This is a genomic window from Marinobacter sp. G11, from assembly GCF_021282325.1.
GTDB lineage: Bacteria > Pseudomonadota > Gammaproteobacteria > Pseudomonadales > Oleiphilaceae > Marinobacter > Marinobacter vinifirmus.
This window is the reverse complement of record NZ_JAJSPB010000010.1, coordinates 1-26,990: the sequence shown is the minus strand read 5'-3', so window position 1 is coordinate 26,990 and position 26,990 is coordinate 1. Positions and strand designations below refer to the sequence as shown.

The following is a 26,990-nucleotide window of genomic DNA, read 5'->3' as shown; positions in this document are numbered from 1 at the left end:
AGTCCACGTGGGGACAGACCCCTAGTCAATCCTCGGGGGCAGCCCCCAGTACGTAAACCTGGTGCCTAGAGGGGTCAGTCCACGTAGGGACAGACCCCTAGTCCCCTAATCGACTCCGAATGGGGGGAACGTGGTAGAATTGGCGCCTTCATTTGCTTTGTTCTCCGGATGTTCATGACCTCTCAACAGCCCGCCCCCGTTTTGTCTCGCCGGTTTTCGGTTGCGCCGATGATGGATTGGATCTACGGATAAGATTTTACTATCTAATTCATATAATTAAAAAACACACCGGGGCTCATGGAGCACTATAGGAGCACCGGCAATAAACCTGCCCTCCCCCTTCCCGCTCGGTTTAACAGTGTTTTACACAATTGCCTAAACAACTAGGCTAAGCTCTGAGCAAAGGAGGTTAGCATGCTCAAAAGGACGTTACTCTTAATCACGCTCATCCGCCCCACAGTCGCATCTCATCGACATCAAGCTACAAGCTCAACTAATCGGAGGGCGCGATGAAAGAGTCAGCAAAAGGAAAGTACCCGGCGCTCCGGATAATTGCGGCATGGTATAAAACGGTCGGATATGTGGTGAGCGTCATATTCGTTATCGCCGGCTTGGTGATTGCGAAGGATGACGGGATTACCGGGGTCGTTATGCTGATGGGCGTGGGAGCGCTTGTCTCATTTGCGGTCTTTGTTTCGATTGCGGAGATTATCCAGCTCTTCCTGGACTCCGAAAACAATACGCGCCAGTCTGCCGAGTACTTAAAACAGCTTGTTGAGCTTCAGGCTCCGCCATCACCAACGCCAAAAAGCGAGCCGGCGAACCCAGCCCCAGCAGCACGGCCGAAACCTGCGATCAAGCCTGTAGCCAGAGCCCGGAAAGCGCCGGCCAGCCAGGCCGAATCGATTAGATCGCTGATTAAGCATCTTCATGGCGATGGCCTGGGCCCAGATGAGATCGCAGAAGAGTTAAAAAACGAGGGGCTGCCCACGCTGACAGGGGAGCCGGAGTGGACCTGTGCTCAGGTGAAGGCAGCGCTAGAGGCTGCAGCTAAATAGTCTGATCCACCCCACCCAAAGCCGGAGCCGGCCCCTCAATCTGCCGGCCCCGTATGAAAACATGATCCCCTACACTGGCGGCGCCCCTTACCCGTACCCGGTCGCCGGTCACCAGCTCCACGATGGCCCCGTCCGGGGTGGTCGCGATTACCTCCCCCTTGTCCCTGGGTTCGCTCGGCAGCAATCCGAGCAGGCGCTTATAAAGATTACTCATGGGTCTCTACTCCGATGGTCTGCCATAGCTCCGGCCAGCTGTGGTTGATGCTCAGGCTGCGTACCAGGCCCCGGCGGGTGTTGCCCTGTTCCTGGTATTCGATCAGGGTGCCGGGCCGTATCATTCCGGTTTCGGGCAATACCGGCAGGCGCAGGCTGATCTGGGCTTGCTTGCCGGTGTCGCCCAGCAGGGCCAGCCCTCGCTGGCGGGTCATGGCTGGGTCGGTGGCCAGGTCGTCCACGATGGTCGGGGCGGGGTTGGTTCCGCCGGTGGCGCCGATGATGATTCTATCGGCGCGGCCCTGTTCGCCGCCGTGTACCCAGACCGCGTTATAGTCCGGTTTTTCCTGCCACTCGATGCCTTCCACCTCCACTACGTCCTCCGGCAGAGCAATGTCGGGGGTGGCGCTGCTCCAGTTCCAGGGGGCGACCGGGTACCGGGGCAGAATCTGCAGGGTCTGGTCGGTGTCGTGGCTCTGGACATAGGCGCCGCCGGCTTCGGCGATCCGCTTGGCCGCGTCGATCCAGGTGCCGTTATGGCTCCAGATGCCGGCCGGAATCTGCCAGTCCTCGATCTGCCAGTCTACGGTCCAGCCGATGGGCACGCCGTTGGTGGTCAGGGTCGAGTTCAGGGCTTGCTGGGCCGTCATGGCGCTGGTGTTGGTGTACTGCGTAACCGGTGCCAGGGGGTCGGCCAGGAACGCGGCTCTGCCCCGCCCTGAAACCCGCAGCCAGGATTGCCCGAATCGGCGCTCCCGCTGGATATTTTCTACCAGTACCCGCAGGGGCTCCCCGTTTATGGTGGCGATCAGTTCCACCCGGGTGCTGGCGTCCGGGCGCACTTGCGCCAGGGCGTCGGCCGGGATGCGGGTGTTCCAGCTCCAGGTCCAGCTGTCGGCGTCGATGCTGGCGCTGAAGTCCTCCGCCGGGACGGGGGTGCCGTCCAGCTCGGTCAGGGTCAGGGTGTTAATCACGGTGTATATCTCCCTGATGGGGATGGTGATGGTTTCGTGTGGCGGCTCTGGGTCGATCTCGCAGGGTGGCTGTGGTTCGTAGCCTGGCCCCAGGATAACGTCGCAGTGCAGCGGGCGGGGCTCGTAATCACCCTCGCACGGCATAACAAAGTCCAGACCGGGCGGCTTATAGACGGGCCACCAGTATCCGGGGGCCGGGTGGTCTGCCTTGGTCCAGCGGACTTCCAGCCGGGTGCCGGTCGGCCATGCGTTGTGGTTGCCAACACCCAGACCCTTGGCGAACTTCAGGCCCTGCTGTTCCGCCAGCCTGACCGACTGCCTGCGTTTTATGGTTTCGGCGTGGGGGAGGCCGCTACTACCCTTGCGCTTGACGCCATGCTGGTGCCGCTCCCGGGTGCTTTCCCGGGTTCGCACCGCTTCGGCATGGGGCGCGCCCAGGTTGCCGCGCAGGTCCTCGCCGTGCTGGTGAGCCTGCCCCATCGGTCGTTGGCACCGGATCATCTCGGCCTGATTTGCTTCCAGCCGGTTACGTATCTGTAGGGCGGCTTGCTGCGCCAATGCGGCCGGCAGGGTGATGTCCATCCCGTGGTTTTGCCGGAATAGCAGGCCCAGCTCGGCTTTGGGGTAGTTGGGGCGGTGTCGTTGGCGGATGCTGGCGCTGTCGTTGTCTGGCAGATCCAGTATCTGCAGCGCTTCGGCAGCCAGGCCGAGCGAGTGCCGCGGGGGCTGTGGAAGCAAGGTGCTGGCGTTACCGGTGCCGATGGCCTCGACGACTGCAGCCAGTGATACCCCCGGGGCGGCGCTTGGCAGTTGGGCAGCCAGTGCCCCGGCGGGGAGGGTTTCGCCGGTACCGGTAGCCGTCAGGCTAAATTGTGGCGCCGGGGTATCGGCCCGTAGGTTGCCGTAGATGGAGGTTTCCGGCTCTATCTGCTCGGACAGCTCTACCCGGTTTTCCAACGGGGGCATGGTGTAGCCCACCCGCAGGACCACGGCGCTCAATAGCGGCGGTGGGTTGTACGTGGTGTCTTGTGCCCCGAAGGCGGCGAACGTGATCCCCGGGATGGCGGTTGGCAGATCTGCCAGCAGTTGCCCTTCGGCGTCCGGCTCGTCGCTTTCATCCGTGATGCCGTTGGTCAGTACCAGCGGGTGGGACAGCTCCGGCGGTGCATAAGGGTCGGCAATCGTTACCCGGGCAGTGAGGGCCGGCGGGGTGTAGTCCGTGGACAGTACCCGCGTTTGTTCCAATCCGGGCGCCTTGTAGCCTTCGGTGATGACGATGGGCTTGCTCAGGGCCAGCGGCTCATACGGGGTATAGAGGGTGATCGGCTCAAAACCGGCCGGGGCGGTGTACCGGGTATCGAGCGCAACCGGGGCGAATGCGGGCGGCTGGTAGGGCGTGAGCAGGGTCAGGCCATCGGCAATGCCCGGGGCTTGATACTGTTCGGGCAGGCGCAGCGGATCGCCCAACGCCGGCGGCTGATACTGCTCGGTCACCACGCGAGGCTGGTATAGCCCCGGGGTTTTATAGCCGACCGTCAGCGAAACCGGCGTTGTGTACTCCGGCGGGCGGTAGCCCATATCACGGCAGCTCTACGGTGTAGGGGCCGTGGATGACCGGGGCGCAGTTTTCGGCGATGTAGCTTACATCGTAGGTGCCCGGGGGTACCTCTGCACTCCAATCGCCGTTGGCGTCTGGGATGACCTTGGCGACCAGCTCGCGGGTGGTCCAGTTGCGGATCACCACCTCGTCACCTGGGGCGCCGGCTTGGGTGGTGAGGTTGCTGGATATGGTGACCAGGTCGCCGATGTAGCCCTGAGTCAAAACCAGTGGGGGCAGGTCGCCGCTGGTGGCGTCCAGGGTGATGCGGGCGAAGGCATCGCTGGTGGCGCCCTCCCGGTCATCGCGCATAATTAACCAATAGTCACCGGCAATCAGGCTTTGAAATTCCGCCGCCCCAGATGATGCTATATCTGTAACTTTCTGCAAGCTTCGTGTCGACACGATAACCGTTGCGTTAAGATCTTGCCCATCGCTCTGCCTTGTTTCAATTTTCCGGGCCGGAACTGTAATGCCAGCTTGTGGTGACGCGGCTAAGGTTTCGCTGTTCTCCGGGATTGATGCCACTTCTGGCAGCGCAGACCAGTTGCTTGTGTCAAACACTTCTATTCGTGGGCCGTTGTAGCCCAAAACGGCTAATTGGCTGCTATCGTGAGAGAATTTGCAGTCAAAGGAATCTCCTATAGAGGCCGACAGCCCGGAGACCTTTGTCCAGTCGCTGGTGTTGTAAACTGTTATATATGGCGAATTCCAGTGCGCAACGGCAAGCCAAGCCCCGTTGGGCGAAAAATCGCAGCCTCTACCATCAAAAGGCAATCCCGAAACGCCGACTTTTGTCCAGTCACTAGTATTATAAACGGTCACCCTTGGCGATCCAGAATGGCAAACCGCCAGGAACGCTCCGTCTGGAGAGAAGGCGCAATCCCACGCTGTTCCGGGCACGGATGCAATACCGCTCACTTTCGACCAGTCGCTGGTGTTGAATACTGTTATATAGGGGGAGGAGTAGTGTGTTACTGCGAGCAGGCCGCCATCCGGCGAAAAAGCACAGGAATTGCCGTTGCCTGGCACACTGGCTGATCCAGATATTGTGGACCAGTCGGAGGTCGCCAATACCGTAAAATTGTTGTCGCCCCAATGTGATACGGCTATCTGGGTGCCATCCGGCGAAAAGGCGCACCGTTTACCTGCTATTGACATACCTGGCCCGGTCACTTCACTCCAGTCGCCAGTATTAAACACTTTCAGGTAAGGTGCCGAACGGCATGTAACTGCAAGCAGGCTGCCGTCTGAGGAAAAAGCAGCCCCAGATGTGTTACCGCTGACGCTTGGTCCTGCCAGAGACAAACTGTAGTCTGGCCCAATCAACGCCCTGAAATTCTGGTATTCCCCTACCGAGATAAAGGCTTTTTTATTCGCCATAAATCACCCCTGAAAAATCGCTGAAGAAAGGCGCGCAAACGCCCCATTGAAAAGCCGTACCACGGGCTCTGCCGGATCACCCTCGGTGCCAGTGGCGACCATCTGAATCTCCCCGCCATCGCCCTCCACAGATACCGACACATCGGCCCACCACGCCCCGGTGGGGGTATAGATTCGTGCCCAGGTGGGAATGGTGCCTGTGTCTGGATCGGCCCCGGTGTTCTGGCCCTCGAGGGGCGCGTCGAGGGCAAGCTGGTATAGCTGCTCATCGACTGCGCCGGCGGTGGCGGTCATTAGCATGGTGACGATGGCGCCGCTGGCCGGTGCTTCGCCGGGGGCGGGTCGGGTGCCGCCGAACAGGGCGATGCTGCCCCGGTCGGTGGATTGATCGTCTGTCTGCTGTAGCAGGGCCAGGCGGGCATGGAGGGCTGGTACTCGGGTGGCTTCCTCCACGGCGGTCTGGTGCGCTGGTGATATGTCCATGTTGTCTCCGTTACGGTCTGTCGATGTTGCCCAGGGCGTAGATTTCGCAGCCGTCTGCGCCGTCGTCCAGCGGCTCGTCGCTTTGCTGGATGGCGCGGGCAATCCAGAAATCGGCGATGGCGCCCACGGTGTTTATCCGTACCACGTTGCCATTGCTCCAGCCGCCCCCGTTGGCGGCTGCCGGGATGGTCATGTACGGGACGCCGCCCTGGCCGTCTTCGCCTCGGGTACGGGGGTTGATGGGGGCCACGTCGTCGCCGGTCTGGGTGTAGGTGCCCCGCCATACCAGGCCCCGCTTTTCGCTGACCAGCTCCCACTGGTTGGTGCTGGCGTTGGTGCAGCGCAATATCCAGCGGTCTGTATCGCAGCCCTCGTTGGTGACCGTGATCGGGTGGTCAATCAGGTTGAGCGTGGCGGTGGCTTCGTCGCCTTGTTGGCTGTCTGTCCAGGTTCCGTTCCATGTTTCCTGATCCCACGTGCCGGACACCCGGGCGCGCCGGTCTCCGTGAACAAGGCAGCTGGCGACGACGGTTTCCCCTGCGGGGTAGTCGTGGGTCAGGGGGCGGCTCAGGGTCATATCCCCGGTGATCTGTACGTCGGTCACCAGGCGCAGGTCGCCGACGGTGTGCTTTACGGTCACGGGCATGGCGATGCCGGTTACGTCGTCAAAGGTCACGGTGCCGGTGGCGCGGTCCAGGCTGTAGCCCTCGGTCACCTGCTCCCCGTTGGCATCCATAACCCGTATCCAGGCCACGCGGGGCCGGGTGGCGATGGTGCCGCCGGTGGTCACGGTCTCCGGGGCGGTTTCCTGCGGGTGCATCACCATGACCACATCGCCGGGGCGGTAGATCGGTACTCGGCCATCGGCTGGCAGGCGCACTGCGTCAATGCCCACGATGCCGGCGTCCAGCGGTATATAGCTGAAGGCGACAGCGTTATAGCGCAGGGTGCTGGTTATCATGGGCTTGGGTTTGTAGATTTCTCCGTTTTCAACGTTGGCGGGGTCGTACCAGTCTTCCTCTTTTTCTTCCGGGGTCAGGCTGGCGTCGTCTACCCACTTCCCAAAGGTCACGGCGGCTGTGCCGAAGGTGTAGTTGACGGTTCCCTGCAGCCACTCGTGGTTGAACTCGCCATCTTGGTTGGCCCGGGCGATGATCTGCTCCCCGTCCTCGGTGGTGCCGATGATCTGCAGGCTTTCCGGTTTCAGCGGGGCGCTGGGGGTTCTGAAAAAGCCCTCCCTTGCGGTCCATTCGCCGTACACGGTCAGGCAGCTGGTTACATCAAACCCGGTGGGCTGGCCGTCTTCCCAGAAGGTCACCTCTGCGGTGCCGGCGTCGTAGTCGATAGAGCCGGCGTCCAAGCCGCTGCCGGTCTGGGGGTCGATGTCGGTCAACACGCTACCGCTGCGGTCGTCGTAGGTTTTGCCGCCGAGGGTGAACCGCACCGACTCAGGTACGATGGGGTCGATTACGTTCGGCAGCAGGTCCAGTGTCACGCTGGCGATGGGCGTTATGTCGGTGGCTGCTACGGAGTTTGTGGTTACTCCGTCCACTACATAGCGGGCGGTGGCGTCCTTGCTGGTATCTATGCTCAGGTTTTTGGTGTCCCTTTGCGTGAACCATGCCGCCATTCCGTAGCCCCGTTTATAGAACTCAACGTCAACCGCCGATTCGGTGATGGTCACGGTGTCGCCGCTGACGGTGCCGATGATCTGTTCAGTCACAACACTGTCACTGCCGCTGCTACCCCAGCTTGTTGAGGCGCGCTGTTTCGGCACAACCAAGTTGCCGCCCTTATCCACGGCGATAATCCTGTGCTGCCTGTGCTGGTCTGCGGGGGATATCAGCCAGAGCTCCAAGCGCAGGGTGTCTGGTTTGGCGGCGGCGCTTAGGGCTATGGGGCTGGTGGCGGCAACTGTTTCGTCCGCCTTTACGGCCTCGCCGGCGTTTTGAGCCTCGTACCAGTTGTAGCTGATGGTCAGGTCACTGCCCCTATCGGGCAGGGTGGTCAGTATCAGTTCCCCGGAGCCCTCGAAGCTGTCCAGCGTGCCGGTGGCGTCTCCGGTGATTGCTCCTGTGGCGTCCACGGTGGCGGTTTTGGTTTCGCCGTTGGTGGTCCAGAGCATAGACACCGAGGCCGGAATCACCGGGCTGTGTTCCAGCGTAAAGGGCACGCGGGCCTCGTCGGCGTTGATAGCTTCGGTTCCGCTCCGAACTTCGTAGTGTACCCGGGAGCCGTAGGTGTAAATGATCTGGCTGCCTGCATCCGGCAGGGCGCCGGCGGTCAGGCTTACGGTGCCGGTTACATAGTCCACGGTGCCGGTGCCGAATCCGGGATCTGATCCCAGAACCGCCCCCTCGCCGTTGTCGGTCAGGGTGTACCAGTTGCCCTGGGCCATGAACGAAACGCTTAGGGTGCCGGGGGCGGGTGCGGGCGCCAGGGTTTCGTTCCAGTTCTGGCTTCGGTTCTCCACGGTCACCTGGCGGGCCTTGGTGTGGGCCTGCTGGGCCACCTCGACGGTCCGTGTGCCGGCCTCGATTTGCTGGATCAGGTCGGGGTTCAGGGCCTTATAGGTTAGCGGTTCCTCGCTTTGGGCGGCCGGGACCAGCTGGGTAAACATGCTGGCTGCTTTCAGCTGAACGTCTCCGATGGCGGCGGCCTGGGTTAGCGGCTGCGCTCCGAAGTACCGGGTGGCATCGGCCACGGTAGTGTCCCGCAGGCGGGCGCCGGTGTCGTAGTCATAGGTGTCGTACTCGCTGACCTGGTGGCCGGTAAAGTCGTGGCGCAGGGCGTCCGATAGGTCCAGGGACACAATCAGGCGCTGGAACGGCTTGCCGCCTTCGCCGGTGAAGGTCTGCATTTCGGCGCTGACTTCGGTTACGCGGACATACTGCTCAATTTCATTCGGCTGCCCCTCGTTTTGTACCAGGGTCAGGGTTTTGCCCCGGGGCGGCAGAGTGGTGGTGTCGTCTCGCTGGATGATCCGAATCTGGCGCATGCCGGTGATGTGGTTCTCAAAAAGCGCGCCATGCCACATCGGCCCCTTGAACAGATACGCTTCCACGCGGTTGGCCGCTTCCGCGCGGGTGTCAAACGGGTCGTTGGTGGTGAATAGGGTGTACCCGATGGCCGGGTCTTCCGGCAGGGCGGTTACTACGGTTTTCGCGCCGCCGAACAGGTCGGTGCTCAGGGTCCGCACGGCCAGAAACAACTTCCGCAGATTGAACCGGCCCATGGCCCGGTCGAGGTCGCTGATGTCCTCGAATACGTTGTTCATCACCCCGTCGGGGATTTCGTTACCGGTGGCAGCGCCGCCGCCCTCGGGTACGTCGTCCATGACCTGGCTGGCCAGGAATTTGATGTTCTGTTCTTGAATCGGCATGGATTACGGCTCCACGGTGATGAATCGGAATGTGGGAATTACCCGGTGGTCTGGGCCGGGGTTGATCTGGAAGCGCAGCGGCGTGCTTTCGTAGCCAAGGCCATCGTGATGGCGGAACTGAACGGTGTGGGTCTCGCCATGGAAATCGAGGGTGAGCTTTTGGCCGGGCTCGTTGTGCCACTCGAGAATCTGGGGCTCTTTCGTTGCCAGCATCCAGCCGCCCCGGTCCGGCGCCTGCAGTGTGATCGGCTGGCCAAGCTGCGCCGCAGACACCTGAATAATGGCTTTGCCGGTGACGCTGCGGGTGAAGCTTTGCGACACCGGGGACCAGTAGCGGTCTGTCCAGTCCAGGTCTTCTGGCAGCTCTACGGTGCTGGTGCCATCGGATAGGGTGATCACAGTGCGGTACTCCGTGCGTTTTCCAGGGCCCGCAGAAGGGCGTCTTCGTCGCTGGCCAGTACGCGGAAATCCTGGCCGCCCAAGGTGACGGTTATGGTTTTAACGGTTTCGGTGCGGTTCTGGGTTGTGCGCTGGGTGGGCTGTTTCAGCTCCCGCTCGGCCCGCTGTCTTTCAATCTCCGCCAACTGCTGCTCACGGGCCCTGTCCGCTGCTTCCCGCTCACGGGCGTTCTGTTCTTCCCGGCGGTTGCGCTGTTCGATCTGGTAGATCTGTTCGAGGGTGTCCAGCGATTGCTGGTAGTCGGCGGCGGCTTCATCGGCGCCGGCCTGCTGGGCAAGCTTGAGCTGTTCTTGCAGGCGTTGGCGTTCGGTTTCGTACTGGATGCGCTGGGCTTCTTCGGTGTCGCCACGGATGTCTGCAAGGCGTTGGCGTAGGCTGCTGAGGGTGTTGTCTGCAGTGGAGGTTAGGGATTCCAGTTTCTGCTTTGCGGCATCGATGGCGCTTTCGAGATTGTTCAGCCGGGTGTTGTCGAGCAGGTTGAACCGGTTTGCAGCCGTGCCGCTTAATCGATTGAGCTGATCAAGACTCATGGTGCCGGATTCGATCTTACCCTGCAGGTTCTCCATGGCCACAGCCTGGGCCCAGAACTGTTCTTCAACTTCTGCAGCCGCCAAGGCGGTGTCTGCAAACCAGGCTGCAATGGAGCTGCTCATTAATCGCCGGCGGGATCGGTCCAGCTCATCTGTGCGCTTTTGCGCACGCTCCAACGCCTCGGCAGCAGACTCGGCTTCCTTAACAAAGGCGTTACCGCCAATCTTCATTTCAAACAGATTGCGCGCGGCTGTTGACAGTGCAGTGACTTTTTCCCGGGCATTGGATATCGCTTTACCAAAGGCTCCACCCCAGGCGGCTTGCCATTTCTGCCGGAACTCATCAGCCGCCTGGCTGTTGTCGCCTATGGTGCTGGCCATGTTTCGCAGCTTGGGAGTGGCAGCATCGGCTTCATTGCCGCCCGCGCGAATACCCTCTGAAACGCCGCCAAGCACATCACCCCCACCCTGCTGCAACTGCTGCAGCTCGTCGTGCAACCCTCGCACAGCAGCAGCTGTTTTCAGCGCCCGGATCTCAGCTTCATTGCCTGTTGCGATTACAGCCTGAGCGTATGCTTTGAAGGCTTCGGAAATCTCTCGCTGCGTTGCATCTCCATTTTGCTCAATGGCGAGAAAAGCAGCTTTTGCTTTTGCAGCCGTTTCTTCCAGCTCGGCCTGGGAGGTTACACCCAACTCCTCATAGGCCTTTTCGAGCTCTTTGGCGCTTTGGCGGGCCTCAGCAGTGGACTCGCCAGCAGAATCCATCGTCGTTTTGACATTCTGGGCCAGGGTTGTGAGCGTGCCGACTCCCTTTTCGGTCTCTTCCTGCAGCTTCTTTCCGGACTCGGCAGCGTCATCAAATGCGCCAACAACACCTTTTCCGGCCTCGATGGCCTTCCGGCCGTACTCAGCTGTTTGTTTGCCGAGATCGATAACCGTATCCCGGGCAGCGCCGGCCTTGGCGCTGATGCTGTTCATGGTCTCATCACTGACCAGCCCAACCTTGTTCATTGCCCAGGACACACCCTCGGCAACGCTCAAGACAGTGGCAAAGCTCCCGGCTACCAGTGTGGTCCAGCCGGCAACAATAGTCTGCAATCCACGGAACACGGCCATCGCACCATTCGCGCCGGCCTCGATGGTATTCCATAAGGTGCCGAAGCCTGCGGAGATGCTGTCCGCATTCTCCACCAGTTTGGCCGCCATGTCGGCGCCCCAGCTGGTCAGGCGCTTGAACAGATCGATGAGCTTTTCGCCCATTTCGTTCTGATCGAACAGATCCATCACCTTGTCGGTGGCATCGGCAACCACCGGGGCCAGTTCCGCGCCGATCCGGCGGGTCAGGCCCTGAATTTTCAGAGTGATGTCGTTATAGATGTCGTTGGCTTTGAGGAGCTTGTCCAGCTCCTCATCGGTGTAGATAGCGCCTTCTTCCTCGGCAGCGGCTTGGATAGCCTTGAGGCCAGCCGCGTTGTTTTCCAGAAGTGGCTGCAGTTGGCTGGCATCGCTGGCCAATTTCTCCAGCAGTGCAACCTGTTGATCTTTGGGTAAGCTTTCAATGGCCGCGGCGAACTTGAGCATCTGCTCAGAAGGTCGCAGGTTTTGGAAGTCCTCAATCTTGAGGTTCAGGGCTTCCATGACCTCAGCAGCTTCGCCACCACCGGTGGCCGAGAATTCGCCCAAGCGCTCAGTTACGCTGCGCAGGATGTCACTGACTTTCTCGCCGGTCAGGCCAACGCGGTCGCCAGCAATTTGCCAAACCTGCAAGGCCTCACGGCTTTCGTTAATTGCATTTGCGGTGTTGGTGAGGTCGTCAGCGACAGTGGCCTGGCTGCGAGAGAAGATAGACATCGTTGCCGCGGATGCGCCAATGCCTGCAATAAGGGCGGTGGCGCCGGCGGCTACGGTTTTGAGGCCGGTGCCGAGTTTGCTGAGCAGGCCGCTGGATTTGTCGGCTTTTTCGCCGAGGTCTTCTGCGCTGTCCGCTGCCTCGCTGGTGCCCTGGGCTGCCTGCTGGGCACTATCGCGCATCTCGGTCAGCTCGCTAGTAAGCGCCGAAGCCTCACCATTAACTCCGGAGATTTCCTTTTTAATCCGGACCTGCTCGCCTGCGAGATCTTTGGTGCTGATGCCAGATTCATCCAGCTCGCCACGCAGTTTGTTCAGCTGCTGCTGGTTCTCCAGCCAGGCATCACCTGCAGTCTTTGAGGCCTTTCTGGCCTGCTCAAACTCTTTACGCTGGGCCTTGGTCGGGTTTTCGGTTTCAGCCAGAGCCTTGCCCAAAGCCGTTGCCCGGGCCTTCGCCTCTTCTTGCTGCTTCGCCAGATCGCGGGTTTCGCTCTTCAGGTCAGCAAACTGCTTAACCAGAGCCTGCTGGCTTTTCAGCTCTGCCAGGCTCCCTGCCAGGCCTTCAAGCTGAGCACTCGCCTCACCAGTGTCTTCACCCAGGGCTTCCAGCTCTTTCACCAGCTGGCCGATAGACTTCAGGCCCTCGGTACCGGCTTTGATGAGCAGTTCAACTTCTTGCTTCTGGGCTGCCATGGGTGCTCCAAATACGAAAAACCCCGCCGAAGCGGGGTGCCATTCTCACGAGGTGGTTAGATAACTTCGCGCCGTGTCAGGCGCTCTGCCTGGGCTTTGGTGAGCTCAACCTTTGCACCGACAGGATGCTCCAGGCCTTTATGGCGGTGCGGCTTTTTCAGCACGGCTTCAACTTTCTCTGGTGCCTTACTCATGGCGTTCTCCTGGTATCACTGGTGTTGTATTGGGCGGGAAGCCCCGCCCGGGGATGATGGTCAGTCCTTCATCACGATTTCATAAGGACTGTTCTTGCCTTCCGGCGTGGTCATGGTTCCTTCCAGGGTGCCGGTGATGAACTCACGCGCCATCAGATCCACTGCCTGGCTGGCACTGAACGATGCGCTGAAGATGGTAACGCTGGCAGCTTTGCCGGTAACCAGGTTCTGGCCATCCATGATGATCTGGCGCTTCTTAGTGATCTCAGTGGCACCCAGGATGCGCTGGCCCGTTGATGCTTCCGTATCGAAATCGATAGTCACTGCAGCAGCCCCGTTTGAATTGAGCGCGCGAATCAAACCGCTCACAGCTTCAACGTCATAATCGGTGCCACGCACCAGTTCGGTAGTGCCGTCTGATTCCAGAGTCACAGCCAGGCTGGCAACATCCACGTTCGGGTAAGGCAGCTTCTGCCAAACCCCCTCTTTCAGTGTCATTGCCTCAGCGGTCACGGTCTGCACGCTGGTGGTGTAATCTTCCGTGGTACCTGCCAGGGCGTCTGCCAGCAGTGCAGCCGGGAGCGAGTCGAACGCCATTACCATGCGCGGCGCTTCGCCTGGCAGGTTGACGGAGTCCAATACTTGCCCGTAGGTGTCGCGCTGGTAGCTGGTGCGGTCGATGGTTTCCGGTGATGGAGGAGTGAGCTCCAACTGGGTAACGTTGATGGGGCCAGCAAAGTCTGTTGGCACGCCATCCACGATAGTCGCCATGTAGATGTTGCCGGCGAAAATCAGGCCAGTGTCTTTATAGGACATGGTTTATCTCCAGTTCAGGGTGTTGTACGTGAGGGTGATCGGCAGGTAGATCGGGAGGATCTTGGTGCCGAGTTCAACATCGTCGAGCTGAGCCTCGCCGGCTTCGATCTCGACTACCAGACCATTGAGCTTGAGGCTCTCCGGTCTGAAGATGGTTCGGTAGATATCCTGCAGCAGCTTGTCCTGGTTGGCGCGGCCATCTGGCTGGCGCTCTACATAGGCCACAATTTCTACCGTGCGCGTCTGGTTGGTGGCGGTTCGGGACTGGGTGGTTACCCGGTCGCTGATATTGCGGATGCCCATGCAGGGCAACGCAGTGTGCTGATCGAAATACAGGGATGGGTCATCATCCATCACCGGCTTCGGCAGACTATGGAAGTAGCCGTTGGCAGGGCTGATTTCATTCAGCCGGGCAATCAGCTCATCTATTACCAGGGTGGCTTTGGCTTTGTCGGTCATTTCTTCAGCTCTTCGTTGAAGTAGTCAATCCAGCGCCTGGACAGATCATCCTTCACTGCACTCAAGTACCGGCCATCGGCAATAGCTGCCTGGAAGTGAAGCTTGATACTGTGGCCTGCTGCATCTCTGATTCGATCTTCACCCGCCTTGCGGTACCGGGTCAGAATCCGACGCTTCTTGCTTTTGGGGTTCACAAAGCCCCAAACCCGCATTAACTGGCCATCTTTTCTGATCCAGACACTGGCGCGCGTACCAGTGCTGTCCGTTGGCTTTACGGTTGTTTTCCAGTACTTGAATGGGATGCGCCGGCTAGTTGGGCGAAGCACCGCAACTTGCTTTTTGTTCGTGGCCCGACGGACTTCGATCTGGCCACCCGCTTTGGCTCTGGAAATACCATCGGTTGAAATTTGACTAGACAGTTCCCGCTTACTATCCCTTGCCTGATCATTGAGGGAGCGACGGGAAGCCCTGCGAATAGCAGCGGGCATTTGCTCTGTTTTCTCAACAAAGTTCACAAGCCCCCTGTGGTCGAAATCTAACCGTGGCCGCGCCATCAGCTGGTCACCATCACTGTGAGCGTTACACCATCATCACTCCCCTCCACCACACCATCCACGGTGTAGGTGGTACCGCGCAGGGTGACGGTGTCGCCACGGCGGCCCCAGGGGTACGGCAGCTGCGGCTGAAACAATTCAATCTGGTGCCGGGGCTCACTCATGGGCCCCACATAAATGTTTTCCCTGGTGAGGAAAGCCAATACCGGCACATCAATTACCTCACCGTTCTGCCGATAGGTTGCGGCATGGCCGATAATGCGCCGGCCAGAGATTGCCAGCTCACTGCGGCTACGGCCTGGTTCAACGGACTCCACGATGTACCAGTCATCACCACGCTGAATAAGCTGGCCGTGCGCGAGATCGGGGTGGTACCGCGCCTGAATGTAGGTGCTACCCACTGCCCGGATGCCAGTCTGCTCGCCCCTTGCAACCGAGCGCGGCTCCTGGAACCCGGCCCAGAGCTGGCCAATCACAGGCCATTCTGGTTCCGGGTTCTCAGTTCTGGCGCCATAGAGAGTGACGCGATCTTTCAGCTTTCCGGCCTGCATATCACCCCACCCTATGGATCACATAAGGCGCCAACAGAAGCTCAACGCCCATGGGCAGATCAGTCGCAATGGTTCCGATCACAACCGCCTCCCGGTTTTCATACAAGTGGCCGATGATCAGTAGAGCGGCCGCCCGAACATCTGCCGGCAATTCGGTATAACCGATATCAGCAGTCACCTTCACCGACGCCCGCTGGACTTTGCTTTCCGGCCATTCGTTAACCGGGTAAAGCATCGGGTAAACACCCCGCACGTCCAGGGAAAGATCAGCCGCTGACAGGGTTTGCTCACCCCCCTGCGGGTCCAGATACACCAGCCCCTGAATGGCGCGAACGGGCGTCCATTGCAGTTCAATGGCGGCACTGCCGGCCGGCAGAGCATCGAGCACCATTTCCGCGTTATCCACCTTGTCAAAGGTTTGACCGGTGCGGTTCTCGATGTGCCGGAAGGCAGCGGCAATCAAGGACGTAATCAAGCCATCCTCAGCGCCGTGCTCAATCCTGCAGTGGGCTTTCGCCTCTTCAACTGTGATCATTCGGGCAATTCCTCAGCCGGCCGAAGCCGGCATACCGTCAGGCTTTCGGCTCTGGTTCCTGGTCTGCTTTGGTTGCCGGCAACTTGGTGCCCTTAACGGCAACCTTGCCTTTTACCAGGCGCTCCGCTTCCTCAGCGCTGAAGCCCGCAATATCACCCCGGCTATAACGGCTCCAGGGCTTGGTAAAGGTGATCAACACCTTGTCAGTCTTCGGTGCGTCTTCGGCTTTTTTGGTTTGCTCAGCCATGGCTGTTACTCCTGAAATTAAGAAAGTGAGTGGCGGCAGAACGCCGCCACGGGATTACCAGGTAACGCCGGTACCCAGCACCAGGCCTTCCAGGTGACGGAAGCCGATATCGTGCTCAGCCACCACGCGCACCACGGACTGGTTGCGGGAGAACGCAGACACCAGGTTGCCGCCGGCGTCCTTGTAGGTAGCCTCTCGGGAGAAGTCGACCTTCATGTTCTCCTGCTCACCGATCACCACGTCGTTCCAGTCTGCGAAGTAGATTTCAGACTCGTTGGTGCCGGTACCGAGGTTGTTCGGAATGGTGGTGGTGTGCTTGATCGGGTAACCCTTCAACTGGCCCTGCGCCAGTTCCGGATAAACCTTGTTACCGTTGCCGTCACGCAGACCGAACAGCTTCATGTAGCTACGCGGAGACAGGGCCCAACCTGGCTGAATCAGCAGGCTGTCACTGTTCATCAGCTGAAGGATCATGCTGTCGAGGTAGGCATCGATGGTGGCCAGGTCAGCGGTACCAGACCAGGCAACGGTGCGGCCAGCATCGGTGGCGGTAGATTTGAAGCCCTTCGGCGTGTTGCTGGTGCCATCGTCCCGCAAGAACGCTTTATCCTCACGAACTGCCATGGCGTTGATCATGTCGTTCAGGACAATCTGCTCAATGCGGAATCCGGCCCGGCCGATCAGCTGGTTGGACATCGGCACCAGCGTGATCATGGTCTTCGCAGACAGGTTCACATCGTCGGTGCTGCCTTCGCTGGCCAGGACATCATTGCCTTCACCCACGTAGCCGGCAGTGGCACCGGAACTCATGCGAGGCATGGACAGGTTGCCGTTGGGCAGCGGAACGTTACGGGCGCCCAGCTGGCGCACCACGGTGCGGGGCCGCAACAGCTCGATAACCTCATCGTGCATGTTGTCCGGTACCAGCGCGCCACCGGAGCCAGAGCCGGTTTCCATGGCCATGGCCACGTCCATATCACCGATCTCAGTGCGGGCGAACTTCACCGCATCCTGCAGGTTTCCACCACCAGCCGCGATGGACATCACCATACGGGCGGCACTGGCACCCGGGTACTGCTTCAGCTCCGGTTTGGTGTGGATCGCCGGAGCGCGACCACCAGCACTCGGAGTAACCGGCTGCGCAGAGGCGGCCTGCATACGCTCCACCTCTTCGGCTCGGTTCATCTTCTGGCTGATCTGGTCAAATTCCGCTTTCAGCGCATCAAACTCAGTCAGCTGCTCCGCTGTCAGTTCTCCGGTTTCCTGCTCTACCGCCGCCAGGGCCTGAACCTTCTGGTTCACCTCAGCGCGCTTGCGGCGGAGTTCTTCGATCTTAGACATATCGCATTCCTCTTTATTTCAGACAAAAAAAAGCGGCCATTTGGCCGCCGGGTTTGCTGCTCCGCCGCGTGGCTAGAGCTGGCATTGGGTATTCAGGGCATGCGCTTGTGCCGATATCCGTCGGCCACCGCCCTGCCCGGCTTTCCGGTAACTTGCCGCAATGGCATTTACCGCATCTTGCGCGGGCGCAATCTCATCAATCAGTTTCAGGCTGAGCGCTTCCCTGGCGGAGAACACCCGCGCCTCTGTCGCAATCACGGCCTCCACATCCAGGCCGCGATACTCCGCAACAGAACTGGTGAACATTTCATAGGCCGCATCCAACCGCTTGCTGATTTCCTGCGCGGCCTGATCGGTGATGGGTTCATGGGGAGAGGCATCGTTCTTGTGCCCACCCCGGTAGAAAGTATTGAACTTGATGCCGGCCGCCTCCTCTGCCCGGCTCACATCGTAGGTTTCAATGATCACACCGATAGAACCCACCATGGCCGTGGGGCTGGCGATGATCTTTGAACAGGCCGATGCCAGGAAGTACCCAGCAGAACACGCAGCGAAGTTGATCAGTGCTGTAATGGGCTTTTCGGCAGACACCATGCGGATATAATCCGCGGCCTCTTTGCAGCCCAGAGCAGAGCCACCCCCAGTGTGGAAATCCAACACAATCTCTGCCACCTGGTCATTCCGGCGGGCCGCTTCAATCTGGCCCCGGAGCAATTCGTAAGAGACCAGTTCTTCACAGCTTTCGGTGATCTCACCCCGGCGCGGTACCAGAATGCCATGCACCGGAATCACCGCCATTTGGGTGGCAGTTTGCTCGGGCTGCGCCGTTCGCTGCTCATCGTCAACCAACGCCATCGGCGCCAGGCGATCAACAGATTCAATGTCCTTACCGAGCAAACGAGGCTCCAGAACAGACTTCACAGCCGTTACCAGGGCCGGCGTGGCGAACAGCGGAACACCGAACACCATGGAAGCGACGTGCGGATAATTGATCATGCGCGACATAGGATGGCCTCAATCTCTTTCATTTGGTCAGGAGTGGCATTCAGCGCCTTGGCAGAATTGCCAGGCTCAGCCATGTTCAGCGGAGCAAGATAACGATCACCGCCGGAGATCGGCGGCATGTTCTCCAGGCGGCGCACATCATTGGCAGATAGCCAGCCCCAGTTACGGCCGATTGCGTAGGCTTCATAGCGGGACTTCTGATCACCGCGAAGCAACCCGCTAACGTTGAATTCGATGTAAAGATCAGAGCGCTCGGAAGGCAGCAGCAGATCCCGCATCATGGCGCCCTCATGGCGCTTGATCCACGGCAGCAGCGTGTAGATCACAAACTGCAGGCCCATATGTTCAATGTTGTTGAACGTGGCCCGGTCCATCATCTGGATCATATGCGGCGGCACTTTGTACAACTGGCAGACCGTAACGGAAGAATGCTTCCGGCTTTCCAACAGCTGGGCCTTCTCGTTGTCCATGGCCAGCTGCTTATAGGTCATGCCCTCCTGGAGCATGGCCACGCTGAACATATTGCGAATGCCGCTATGGCGCTCAGCGAACTTGCTCAGCAACCGATCCAGCTTTGCCTGGTCGGTGATAGGCGATGCCTCACGGGGCCGCTCAATCACGCCTGACATCGTAGTACCACGAGAGAACACCGCCGATGCGTGCTCTTCTGTAGCGATCGCCAGGCCAATGGCATCTGCATTAGTCTCGATGGGCGAAACACCAACGTAGCCATCCAGGGAAAAGCCTTTGATGTGATGCACCATGCGCGAGGGCAGAATCTCGTTCTGATCAATCAGATGGTAATACGGCATACCATCGTTACCCTTCAGCACCCGCACCTTGGTGTTGCTGATCGGGATCAGCTCCCGCACATAGCCCGCGCCGTCCCTGTCGATCAAAGCAATATGGTTACCATCCAGCCCAAGTGCGCCCTGGGCTTGTTCGTAGTACTCGAAAGCCGTGTCCTTGCGGTTCGGCTGAGAGTGGATCACGTCGTACAGCGGGTGATCGGTAGCCCTCTCCCGATTGCCATCACCCGTGCGGCGGTATAGCTCGCACGGCAGCTGGGCAACGGATTCAGCGAGCAGAGTTACACAGCCCCGCAGAGCGGTAAGCGCCAGCGCAGTGTCTTTGTTGACCATAGCGCCAGAGGCACTGCGGGAAGACATGGAGCTAACCCAGTTGCTCCAATCACCACCGGAGTTCCGGCTACCGACAGAGCTGGACTGAAAAAAGCTGGAGAGAAACATCAGCTATCACCCCTCGCCCGATGGCTGGCCTGGAAGTCCCGCACGGCCATAGCCCGGGCACTCATGAAGGACCAGGCCAGGCACAGCAACCCGCCCACAATGTATCCAGCCGGCGGGAACACAAGCCAGGCCCCAAAGGCCACCAGTAGCGCGCCAGCCAGCCCGATCAGGAAAGTAATAATGGTCATCAGCATGTCACGTCCGAAGTGTCGTAAATGGATGGCTGCACCTGGTCGCCCTCAGAGCGAATGGCGCGCCCCAAGGCCATGATCAGCGCCACAACCCCGTCGATCTTGTTTTCAGGGAATTCCTTACGCGGGTAGATGTTGTCTTTGGCATCCAGGTGCGCCACCACGTTAGACATCATCCAGGTAAGCACCGGGTCACCGTTATGCCGGATTCGCTTTTCCAGCGTGAGCGCTTCCAGCGTCTTCATCGGCTCACTCATGTTCTGAACGGTCTGCCGGTATTCGATCATCGGCAAACCTTCTTCCAGCATGCGCGTAGCCAGATACGTGGCCTGCCAGGGATCAAACCCCACGCTTTGGATATCCAGAAGGCTGGCCAACTCCCGCAGGTCTTCCTCAATGAACGCGAAGTCGGTTGTTGCACCTGGTGTCAGCGTTACCAATCCCTGCCGGGCCCAGCCGGCATAGTGCTGGTTGCGGCCGTCCTCCGCCGCATCTTCCGGGATGTAGTACTTGCCAAAGGTGGTGAAACCGCCATCGTCGTCTTCCACCACAACCATCAAGGCAGCGATATCGATCTTGCTGGCCAGGTCCAGACCTATCCATGCCTTACGGCCGGCGCAACCCTCAAGCGTGAGCGCCGGATTGCCGCAGCGCTCCCACGCCTGCAGATCCATCCAGGCGGTGTCTGCGTTCACCCAAACATTCAGATGCTTGGTGAGGAAGTTGTTTGTTGCGGCCGCCATGGTCATGGCCTTGCGGGCCTTACGCTCAATGTCCTCCGGATTAACCGACACACCCCAGTTCGGGTTGGCCTTCGCCCAGCTTGCCGGGTCTGTCCAGTCGTCGTCCTCGTCGATGGTGTAGATGATCCCGAAGTAACTCTCATCCTGGACAACGTTCTCAAGAATCTTGGTTACGTAGGCCCGCTGCTCATAGCAGATGCCGGCACGGTTAAAACCTGCAGTGGTAATCAACCAGAGCAACGGCTGTTTACGGGCGCCGGTACCGGTATCGATAACGTCGAAGATCTCCCGGGTTTTGTGAGCATGCAGCTCATCGATCAGGCCACCGTGAACGTTCAGGCCGTCATGGTTGCCGCCCTGGTCACGGCTCAGCGATCTGAAAACGCTATTGGTCTGCTCCACGAAAACCGTGTGGGAACTGGTCGCCACACCAAACCGCGCCTTAAGGCCCGGGGTGCGATCCACCATCTGCTTGGCGTCCTTCCAGGTAATCTGCGCCTGGTCCCGAGTGGTGGCGGCGCTGTATACCTCAGCACCCGGCTCACCGTCTGCCGTCAGCAAGTACAGGCCAACGCCGGATGTCTCCGATGACTTGCCCTGCTTCCGGGGCATCTCGTTGTAAGCCGTCTTGAATCGGCGGTAGCCTTCCTGGTTGATCCAGCCGAACACCGTGGTCAACCGGAAGATCTGCCAGGGTGAAAGCTCCAGGCGCTTGCGCTCGCGGGCCCATTCACCCTTAACGTGCGGCAGCAGCTCGATGAACTGGCATACCCGGTTAGCCAAAGCCGGCTCAAACCAGTATGGAAACTCCGCCGTGCCTTCACGCTTCAGATCATTGAGCTGGCGCTGGCACGCCCGGTGCACCCACTTACAAGCCGGGATCTCACCATCAAGTACCTGCCGGATGTACTCCATCGCAATGGCAACATAGTCTCTGGCCATCAGATGCTCTCAAACCCGCCAAGATCCAGCTGGCCCTGCGGAGGCGCCTTCACCTTGCTGGCACCGGCCGGCGTAAGGCCAAACTCGTTGGCGCTTTTCATCACCTGGTCCCAAAGCTTGTTGCGGATCTGGAAGTACACGTGCTGTACCGCGTACCCCTGCGGAGTCTCATCCACCATGTCCGACAGCCGTTTCAACTCCTTGGTGACTTCCTCGAACTTACCGAAGGAATCGCAGTGGGCCGCGAATGCAGCCTGATCCAAAACCGAAATCAAGCCAGCCTTCTCCAGCTCTGGCCCCACTTGGTTCCAATACTTCTTGGCAGAGCGCGGCAGCCAAGTCGGACATGGCGGCAGGCCGATCGGCCGCTGCTCATTTGCACCGTGGCTGTCCCGGTCCTTGCGGAAGTTTCCTTCCAGAACCTTCAGCTGTGCTGGCTTTGGTCTACGTCCTGCAGTCATAAAAAAAGGGGCACCCTTTCGGATACCCCCCCTACCTCAATTTTGCCATCGAAAAAAATCACGGATAGGCAGCGGTCGAACCCAATTTTGCTCAAAAGTTTTGACCCCGCCCCCGGGCCCGCAGCTTCGCCCGCGCCCGCTTGGATTCGTTTTCAGTTTTCAGTTTGTGACACGGCTTGCAAATGGCCTGCAGGTTCTCGTCTGCATCGGTACCGCCTTCAGCCTTAGGCACAATGTGGTCAACAGCTACAGCCGGCATCACACGCCCCTTGCCCAGGCATGGCTGGCACAACGCCTTATCCCGGCGCATGATCCGCTCACGCAGCTTGCGCCACCGGCCGCCATATCCACGCTCAGTACTGGAGCCTCTGCGCTCATCCATCCAACCACTGGCCAACGCCTGGTGCCCATCACAGTATCCATTGCGAGCTGTGGTAGTGGCAGAACATGTGTGCTGCCTGCATTGCCTGGGGATTGCAACCGGCATCAGTTCAGCTGCTCCCATGCATCCACAAGGCCGTTATGCCTGGTGGCACAGTCGTGGTACTCAGCAGCAACATCCTTGATCACCAGCACCATCTCACCGCCCTGCCCGTTCCGGAGCTGTGCCGGTACCAGCGGGCACCTCACCAGCAGGTTCTGCTGGTCCGGCGACAGATTCCCCCCGAAGGGCTGCGTTGAGCATGCGGACAACATCAGGCTCAGCACACACACGCTGATAGATAGGCTTCTGAATCTCACGGATGATTCCCCGATCAATAACACGCTCATTGGCCCGAAGCTCACCAAGCCGAGTCTCTACCGACTTGGCAATGCCCGAGATATCGCCCCTGATCTGCTCTGCCAGCTCCTGCCTGTCTTCAACCACAGCCAGGCGCTTGGCATCCTCAAACCAACCCCGAGCCGTCCAGCTACCCAAAGCAACCGCCCCAAGCACCACACCAACAATCAGAAGCTTCACCTTGAAAGTCATTTGCGGTCCTTGAGGTACTCAACGGCATTGCCGCCGTAGTAGTACAGAAGATTGGCACTGAACACCCAGCACAGGGTTTGTGCCAGCGGTACCAGCTCCGGAGAGATACCACCCAACAGAATCTGGGCCAGAATCACATACAGGCCCAGCAAGCTGGCATAGGCCATCAGGCGGCGGTGAAACCACCACTGGCCCGGGTTCGGGTGGCTATCGGCCATATTCACTCTCAATCAGCCGATCCAGCTTGGCATTCATTGCCTTCAGATCGGCCTTGAGTTCATCAAAGTTCTTCTCAGTACGAGCCTGATCATTCAGCCTCGCCTGCTGAAGCATGTGCACAGACGTCTCAACCAGGGAAATGCGCTCATCCTGCTTGGACTGGTCCCGGGAAATGGACACAGCCAACACCACCACAGTGATAATCACCGCGATGGGAATGCCCTTATCAACATGCCAGCCTCTGCGATCGCTCATCTCTTCACTCATTGCGGGGCCTCACCCCGCCTCATCAGTTCAGAAAGCTCGTTCGCGCGGCTGCCCACCTGCTGGGCCCACTTGCTGTCCAGCATCTCTGCAGCTGCTCGGTCCCAGTCCTTCTCAGCCAGGGCACCCAACATGCGCCGAAACTCCAGCAGTGTGGGCACGCCCATGTTGAACGCCATGTTGGCCAGCACCACTTTCCGAACAGGATTCAGGCTCAGCCACAACGGCAGGCGCTCCAACTCTGCCACCACCTGGTCAATGTCGTTATCCAACATGAACCCGGCCTCATCCTCACTGATCCCGCGATCATCCAGGTTGCGGCCATAGCCGATTGTCAGCTTGCCCACGGTGTCCCGGTATGGCTTCAGGCGCAGGCCTTCGTGGCGTTCAAGTTGTTCCAGGAGGAGTTGTCTGTTCATGATTCCAGCCATAAAAAAACCCGGCACCTGGCCGGGTATGAAGGAGTATCAACTAGAGGTTTCATGCACTGTTCAGATGCACTTCCTGCACCTTACGGGAAAGAGAGTAGTTTTCTGCATGCAGGATGTCAACATTGTTTATTTTTAGTTATCCAAACGTCCGTCAATCCACGCCTCAGCAGCGCCCAGCAGGTACCTGGCCCGCTCCCGACTACCCACGCCAGATTCCCGTGCGATGCGGGCCAGGCTCATCTGCCCCAAGTACGCCATCACCACAATCCGGCCCATCACCTGGTCCCGTTTTTTCAGGCGCGCCACTGCCCTGTCTACCGCCTCTGCATCGTCATCCGAGCAAACGGGCATAGGCACACTGCTGCCCACGGCAAGCTTCACCCCGTAGCAACCCAAATCCACCCCACCGCCAGAGCGCACCCAGTGCCCCCACGCCGTCAAACGTTGCTGGGTATCACTCAGCATGGCCACCTCCAAGCGCTTGCCACACCTTGGCCAGTCCCTGCCTGCCCGCCTTGCGCCTGGCACTTACCACCGCCTCGCTGGGCGGCAATGCCTGCGGGAACACCTTGTGGGATGCAGCCCGGCTTTCCCTGGCAAGCCCCAGAATCCGCCCCACATCGGGCCAGTAGAAATCCCCATCGCCCTCGACAAGCTTGGCCTTCGCCCGCTCCAAAGCCTTTTCCAGCTCTTCCATGCCCAGGGAATCAATCTCACGGGCCCACTCCCTTCGAGCCAGCTTTACGGTTTGCTCATCGGGCCATTGCACGGTAAACCGGTGCCCATAGATCAACTGCAGCCGGTTGAAGAACAACACGGTTTTAACCTTCTGCTCCCGCGTAAACCGGTCACCAGTTGTCGAGTGCGTAGTGGGGGTCTGTGAGTTGCTTCTGGACTGCAGCTCTTTCGTCACGCCTTGAACGACGCTCTGGATCTGATGCACCTGTGCCATGGGTACTCCGCTGTTGGTTGTTCTGGATGGTCTGGCTCAGCCTGTCCCGCTCCCGGGCATAGCTTTCAGCAAAGGGCTTGTAGTACTCCGGGCCGTCTGGAATGCGCCCCAGGTTGGCCTCTGCACACTCCATGATCTGCCTGAGATCACCAATACTCAGGGCCCACTGGGTCCAGCACTGGTACACGGCAATCAGCTTTGGCCTGGAAACCCGGTGGTACGCCCACTCCCGCTCCCGGCCAAGAAAAGATCCCCACTCAGCTGGCTTTTGGGGCTGAAAGGTGTCGGGCCAGGCAGCAATATCGCGCGCGCCCGCGTTAGTAGAGTTAAGTTCAGTAGAGTTATACAGATGTGTGTTGTTCCTTGTGTCGCTCCCTGTGTTGCTCCCTGTGCTGTTCCTGCTCTGCTCTACAGGCACAATTTCCCGTGTTTTCGGGAGGTTAACCACGTTCCCGCCGTGCGGTTCCTTGTGTTGTTCCTTGTGTTGTTCCTTGTGTTGTTCCTTTTCCGGACGGACTAATCCCGCGTCAGCCAACGGCAGTTTAAAAACAAGGCCCCGGCTGCGGCTGGAGCCATGGTTCACCACCAGCCCGGCACGCTCCAGCTCCGCCACCCTGGCACGCACACGGCCAAGGGTTGGGGTTTCCGCCCGCTTGCGCTGACTGCCCCAATCCGGGTCCACGGCGATCAGCTCCGCCATAGCCCGGTAAGACAGCTTCCGCGCCGCCCCGCCGGCTACGCCAGTGCGGTAATCCATATACCGCCGAAAGCCCCGCAGATAGATCACCTGCGCTTCAGGCGTAAGCCCCTGCAGGGCTTCATCCTCAGCGTCATTCCACTGCGAGCGCATGCCAGCCTCCCAGCGTCACTTGGTGTGCCGCGGCTTTATGGGCAGGTAACGCGAAGATATTGGTGTAGCCCTTGTATTCACCTTCCTCTGGCGACCTTGCCCCGTAGTAATACGGGGCGCTGATCAACCGGCCCTCTCGTTCCATGCGACCGAGCAGCCAGGAGAAAGTAAGAATTCCGATCCACGCTTTCCTGTGCCGGAATGATTCCGAGCCGAGGACTGATTTGACAAGGCAATCGAACATCATAGGGCCAGCAGACAGCGCCAGAACCACTTCACTGCTGGCGCACTTAAAGTCTGACTCGGGATCGTAGGCAGGCGCTTCGACGGCTGGCGTATCGAAGACGAACGCAGCTTGCTCACTCATGGCCCATGTCCTCTGCAAGACTCCAGTCGTCCCGGATCTTCTGAGCAGTCTTGCCAGCGATCCGCTCCGCAGCTTCTGCGGTTAAATCAGCAAAGAACTTCTCAGCCTTATCAGCAGCCGCTCCGCTCTCACCGTCCATAAACCCCAGATACGTTGAGCAAACCCCAAGCCCCTCCACTCCGGGCCAGAACTGAAACGTGACCAGGGCATCTGCCTTCTCGCCACCACTTGTGTCCAACACAACTAAAACCTGGCCAAGCCCGGCAAAGCGGTACAGTTTGGCAAACTCCCGACACTCAAAAGCCTCATCCACGGCCACCTCCTATGGATCGATAACAACAATAAAAAGGGTGAACGCCAACATCACCAACGACCCATAAACGGCCAACAACTCCTCATCACTGGCGTTCTGGTGAAAATAGATAATGAATTCGATCACTACTCACCCCATACCCTCAGGCGGATTTGGACGCTTAAGGCCGGTGCGCATCCAGAATGGATGGCTTGGGGCGATGTCCTTACTAAAATCCTCAAAGTAGCCCCCATCCCACCAATTGGGATCGTAGTGGGCAACGACAGGCCTGAACTCCTGTAGCGTATCGTCCGCCGCTTCCCACCAAATCACCTGACCACTGAAATCCGCCTCTGATTTCGTTGGAGCTCGCTCAAAACTACTCACCCAACCGTCACTTTCTGGCGCTGAATTACTCAAAGCCCTACCCGCAATCTCACGCAGCGTTTTTGCACTTGCGTCAGTGTCACGAATGTTTGCCAAGGCATTCATGCGTATTCCAGACCAAGGTTGCCACTGATTCCAGACGAAGCCTGCCACCCATTCCACGCGAAAGCTGCCACTGATTCCACGGCAAAGCTGCCACCCTGGCAGGCTGCCTGATTCCCCCATCAAAACGTCCGGCGCGGGATAACTAACGGTACTCTGCTCCTTTTCATCCGGAGAGGGTCAGATGCCAGCGAAGAGGTTATCCATGCGTAAAATCAAAGAAGTCCTTCGCCTCAAGTGGGAG

General features: G+C 59.3%; 32 protein-coding genes. 1 reads left to right on the top strand and 31 read right to left on the bottom strand.

Annotated features, from left to right (window positions below; all coding sequences use genetic code 11):
• Window positions 1-509 precede the first annotated feature (509 nt).
• Entirely contained in the window at window positions 510-1,058 is a 549-nt protein-coding gene (locus tag LWH94_RS08515; RefSeq protein ID WP_232901892.1) for a hypothetical protein, read from the top strand.
• On the opposite strand, the gene LWH94_RS08510 is transcribed toward LWH94_RS08515, so the two are convergent.
• The 31 genes from LWH94_RS08510 to LWH94_RS08360 form a co-directional block, all read right to left on the bottom strand.
• Entirely contained in the window at window positions 1,051-1,272 is a 222-nt protein-coding gene (locus LWH94_RS08510; RefSeq protein WP_232901891.1) for a hypothetical protein, read from the bottom strand. The two genes, LWH94_RS08515 and LWH94_RS08510, sit on opposite strands and share 8 nt — an antisense overlap.
• Window positions 1,265-3,823 (bottom strand): hypothetical protein, encoded by a 2,559-nt coding sequence (locus LWH94_RS08505; protein ID WP_232901890.1) that lies wholly within the window; start codon window positions 3,821-3,823, stop codon window positions 1,265-1,267. The genes LWH94_RS08510 and LWH94_RS08505 overlap by 8 nt, the downstream gene beginning before the upstream one ends.
• A gap of 1 nt (window position 3,824) precedes the next feature.
• Window positions 3,825-5,225 carry a WD40 repeat domain-containing protein gene (locus LWH94_RS08500; RefSeq protein ID WP_232901889.1) on the bottom strand — a complete coding sequence of 467 codons (1,401 nt, stop codon included), beginning with the start codon at window positions 5,223-5,225 and terminating at the stop codon, window positions 3,825-3,827.
• Window positions 5,226-5,228: 3 nt separating this feature from the next.
• A complete protein-coding gene (locus LWH94_RS08495; RefSeq protein WP_232901888.1) occupies window positions 5,229-5,708 on the bottom strand; it encodes a hypothetical protein in 480 nt (159 codons plus the stop codon).
• Between the two features lie 10 nt (window positions 5,709-5,718).
• Window positions 5,719-9,090 (bottom strand): hypothetical protein, encoded by a 3,372-nt coding sequence (locus LWH94_RS08490; RefSeq protein ID WP_232901887.1) that lies wholly within the window; start codon window positions 9,088-9,090, stop codon window positions 5,719-5,721.
• 3 nt (window positions 9,091-9,093) lie between these two features.
• Complete coding sequence (locus LWH94_RS08485) at window positions 9,094-9,489, bottom strand: hypothetical protein (RefSeq protein ID WP_232901886.1); 396 nt, start codon at window positions 9,487-9,489, stop codon at window positions 9,094-9,096.
• Entirely contained in the window at window positions 9,486-12,620 is a 3,135-nt protein-coding gene (locus tag LWH94_RS08480) for a hypothetical protein (RefSeq protein WP_232901885.1), read from the bottom strand. Before LWH94_RS08480 ends, LWH94_RS08485 begins: the two co-directional genes overlap by 4 nt.
• A 56-nt stretch (window positions 12,621-12,676) precedes the next feature.
• Window positions 12,677-12,814, bottom strand: coding sequence for a DUF7210 family protein (locus LWH94_RS08475; RefSeq protein WP_232901884.1), 138 nt, complete (start codon window positions 12,812-12,814; stop codon window positions 12,677-12,679).
• Window positions 12,815-12,874: 60 nt separating this feature from the next.
• Entirely contained in the window at window positions 12,875-13,630 is a 756-nt protein-coding gene (locus LWH94_RS08470) for a hypothetical protein (protein ID WP_232901883.1), read from the bottom strand.
• 3 nt (window positions 13,631-13,633) lie between these two features.
• The gene (locus tag LWH94_RS08465; RefSeq protein ID WP_232901882.1) at window positions 13,634-14,089 is read right to left on the bottom strand and encodes a hypothetical protein; all 456 of its coding nucleotides are present in this window, start codon (window positions 14,087-14,089) and stop codon (window positions 13,634-13,636) included.
• A complete protein-coding gene (locus tag LWH94_RS08460) occupies window positions 14,086-14,604 on the bottom strand; it encodes a hypothetical protein (RefSeq protein WP_232901881.1) in 519 nt (172 codons plus the stop codon). Before LWH94_RS08460 ends, LWH94_RS08465 begins: the two co-directional genes overlap by 4 nt.
• Window positions 14,605-14,642: 38 nt before the next feature.
• A complete protein-coding gene (locus tag LWH94_RS08455) occupies window positions 14,643-15,194 on the bottom strand; it encodes a phage head completion protein (RefSeq protein WP_232901880.1) in 552 nt (183 codons plus the stop codon).
• Window position 15,195: 1 nt separating this feature from the next.
• Window positions 15,196-15,729, bottom strand: a complete 534-nt coding sequence (locus LWH94_RS08450; protein WP_232901879.1) for a head-tail connector protein — start codon at window positions 15,727-15,729, stop codon at window positions 15,196-15,198.
• 37 nt (window positions 15,730-15,766) lie between these two features.
• The gene (locus LWH94_RS08445) at window positions 15,767-15,976 is read right to left on the bottom strand and encodes a hypothetical protein (protein ID WP_138436521.1); all 210 of its coding nucleotides are present in this window, start codon (window positions 15,974-15,976) and stop codon (window positions 15,767-15,769) included.
• 54 nt (window positions 15,977-16,030) lie between these two features.
• Window positions 16,031-17,317: a phage major capsid protein gene (locus LWH94_RS08440; protein ID WP_232901878.1), complete on the bottom strand. Its 1,287-nt coding sequence runs from the start codon at window positions 17,315-17,317 to the stop codon at window positions 16,031-16,033.
• A 72-nt stretch (window positions 17,318-17,389) separates the two neighbouring features.
• Window positions 17,390-18,322 (bottom strand): S49 family peptidase, encoded by a 933-nt coding sequence (locus tag LWH94_RS08435; protein ID WP_232901877.1) that lies wholly within the window; start codon window positions 18,320-18,322, stop codon window positions 17,390-17,392.
• On the bottom strand, window positions 18,310-19,572 hold the full coding sequence (locus LWH94_RS08430; RefSeq protein ID WP_232901876.1) for a phage portal protein: 1,263 nt from the start codon (window positions 19,570-19,572) through the stop codon (window positions 18,310-18,312). Before LWH94_RS08430 ends, LWH94_RS08435 begins: the two co-directional genes overlap by 13 nt.
• On the bottom strand, window positions 19,572-19,760 hold the full coding sequence (locus LWH94_RS08425; protein ID WP_232901875.1) for a hypothetical protein: 189 nt from the start codon (window positions 19,758-19,760) through the stop codon (window positions 19,572-19,574). Before LWH94_RS08425 ends, LWH94_RS08430 begins: the two co-directional genes overlap by 1 nt.
• Entirely contained in the window at window positions 19,760-21,448 is a 1,689-nt protein-coding gene (locus LWH94_RS08420; protein ID WP_232901874.1) for a terminase large subunit, read from the bottom strand. The genes LWH94_RS08425 and LWH94_RS08420 overlap by 1 nt, the downstream gene beginning before the upstream one ends.
• On the bottom strand, window positions 21,448-21,909 hold the full coding sequence (locus LWH94_RS08415; RefSeq protein ID WP_232901873.1) for a phage terminase small subunit P27 family: 462 nt from the start codon (window positions 21,907-21,909) through the stop codon (window positions 21,448-21,450). The genes LWH94_RS08420 and LWH94_RS08415 overlap by 1 nt, the downstream gene beginning before the upstream one ends.
• A 91-nt stretch (window positions 21,910-22,000) precedes the next feature.
• Entirely contained in the window at window positions 22,001-22,291 is a 291-nt protein-coding gene (locus LWH94_RS08410; protein WP_232901872.1) for an HNH endonuclease, read from the bottom strand.
• 198 nt (window positions 22,292-22,489) lie between these two features.
• Entirely contained in the window at window positions 22,490-22,882 is a 393-nt protein-coding gene (locus tag LWH94_RS08405) for a hypothetical protein (RefSeq protein WP_232901871.1), read from the bottom strand.
• The gene (locus tag LWH94_RS08400) at window positions 22,879-23,100 is read right to left on the bottom strand and encodes a hypothetical protein (protein WP_206851525.1); all 222 of its coding nucleotides are present in this window, start codon (window positions 23,098-23,100) and stop codon (window positions 22,879-22,881) included. The genes LWH94_RS08405 and LWH94_RS08400 overlap by 4 nt, the downstream gene beginning before the upstream one ends.
• Window positions 23,090-23,356, bottom strand: a complete 267-nt coding sequence (locus LWH94_RS08395; protein ID WP_232901870.1) for a hypothetical protein — start codon at window positions 23,354-23,356, stop codon at window positions 23,090-23,092. The genes LWH94_RS08400 and LWH94_RS08395 overlap by 11 nt, the downstream gene beginning before the upstream one ends.
• A gap of 8 nt (window positions 23,357-23,364) precedes the next feature.
• Window positions 23,365-23,784 carry a glycoside hydrolase family protein gene (locus tag LWH94_RS08390; protein WP_232901869.1) on the bottom strand — a complete coding sequence of 140 codons (420 nt, stop codon included), beginning with the start codon at window positions 23,782-23,784 and terminating at the stop codon, window positions 23,365-23,367.
• Between the two features lie 144 nt (window positions 23,785-23,928).
• The gene (locus tag LWH94_RS08385) at window positions 23,929-24,261 is read right to left on the bottom strand and encodes an antiterminator Q family protein (protein ID WP_138436534.1); all 333 of its coding nucleotides are present in this window, start codon (window positions 24,259-24,261) and stop codon (window positions 23,929-23,931) included.
• The gene (locus LWH94_RS08380; RefSeq protein WP_232901868.1) at window positions 24,251-24,613 is read right to left on the bottom strand and encodes a hypothetical protein; all 363 of its coding nucleotides are present in this window, start codon (window positions 24,611-24,613) and stop codon (window positions 24,251-24,253) included. The genes LWH94_RS08385 and LWH94_RS08380 overlap by 11 nt, the downstream gene beginning before the upstream one ends.
• 31 nt (window positions 24,614-24,644) lie before the next feature.
• A complete protein-coding gene (locus tag LWH94_RS08375) occupies window positions 24,645-25,598 on the bottom strand; it encodes a hypothetical protein (protein ID WP_232901867.1) in 954 nt (317 codons plus the stop codon).
• Window positions 25,579-25,965, bottom strand: a complete 387-nt coding sequence (locus LWH94_RS08370) for a hypothetical protein (RefSeq protein ID WP_232901866.1) — start codon at window positions 25,963-25,965, stop codon at window positions 25,579-25,581. Before LWH94_RS08370 ends, LWH94_RS08375 begins: the two co-directional genes overlap by 20 nt.
• Complete coding sequence (locus LWH94_RS08365) at window positions 25,958-26,278, bottom strand: hypothetical protein (RefSeq protein ID WP_232901865.1); 321 nt, start codon at window positions 26,276-26,278, stop codon at window positions 25,958-25,960. Before LWH94_RS08365 ends, LWH94_RS08370 begins: the two co-directional genes overlap by 8 nt.
• A 129-nt stretch (window positions 26,279-26,407) precedes the next feature.
• Complete coding sequence (locus LWH94_RS08360) at window positions 26,408-26,749, bottom strand: hypothetical protein (RefSeq protein WP_232901864.1); 342 nt, start codon at window positions 26,747-26,749, stop codon at window positions 26,408-26,410.
• Between the last annotated feature and the right edge of the window lie 241 nt (window positions 26,750-26,990).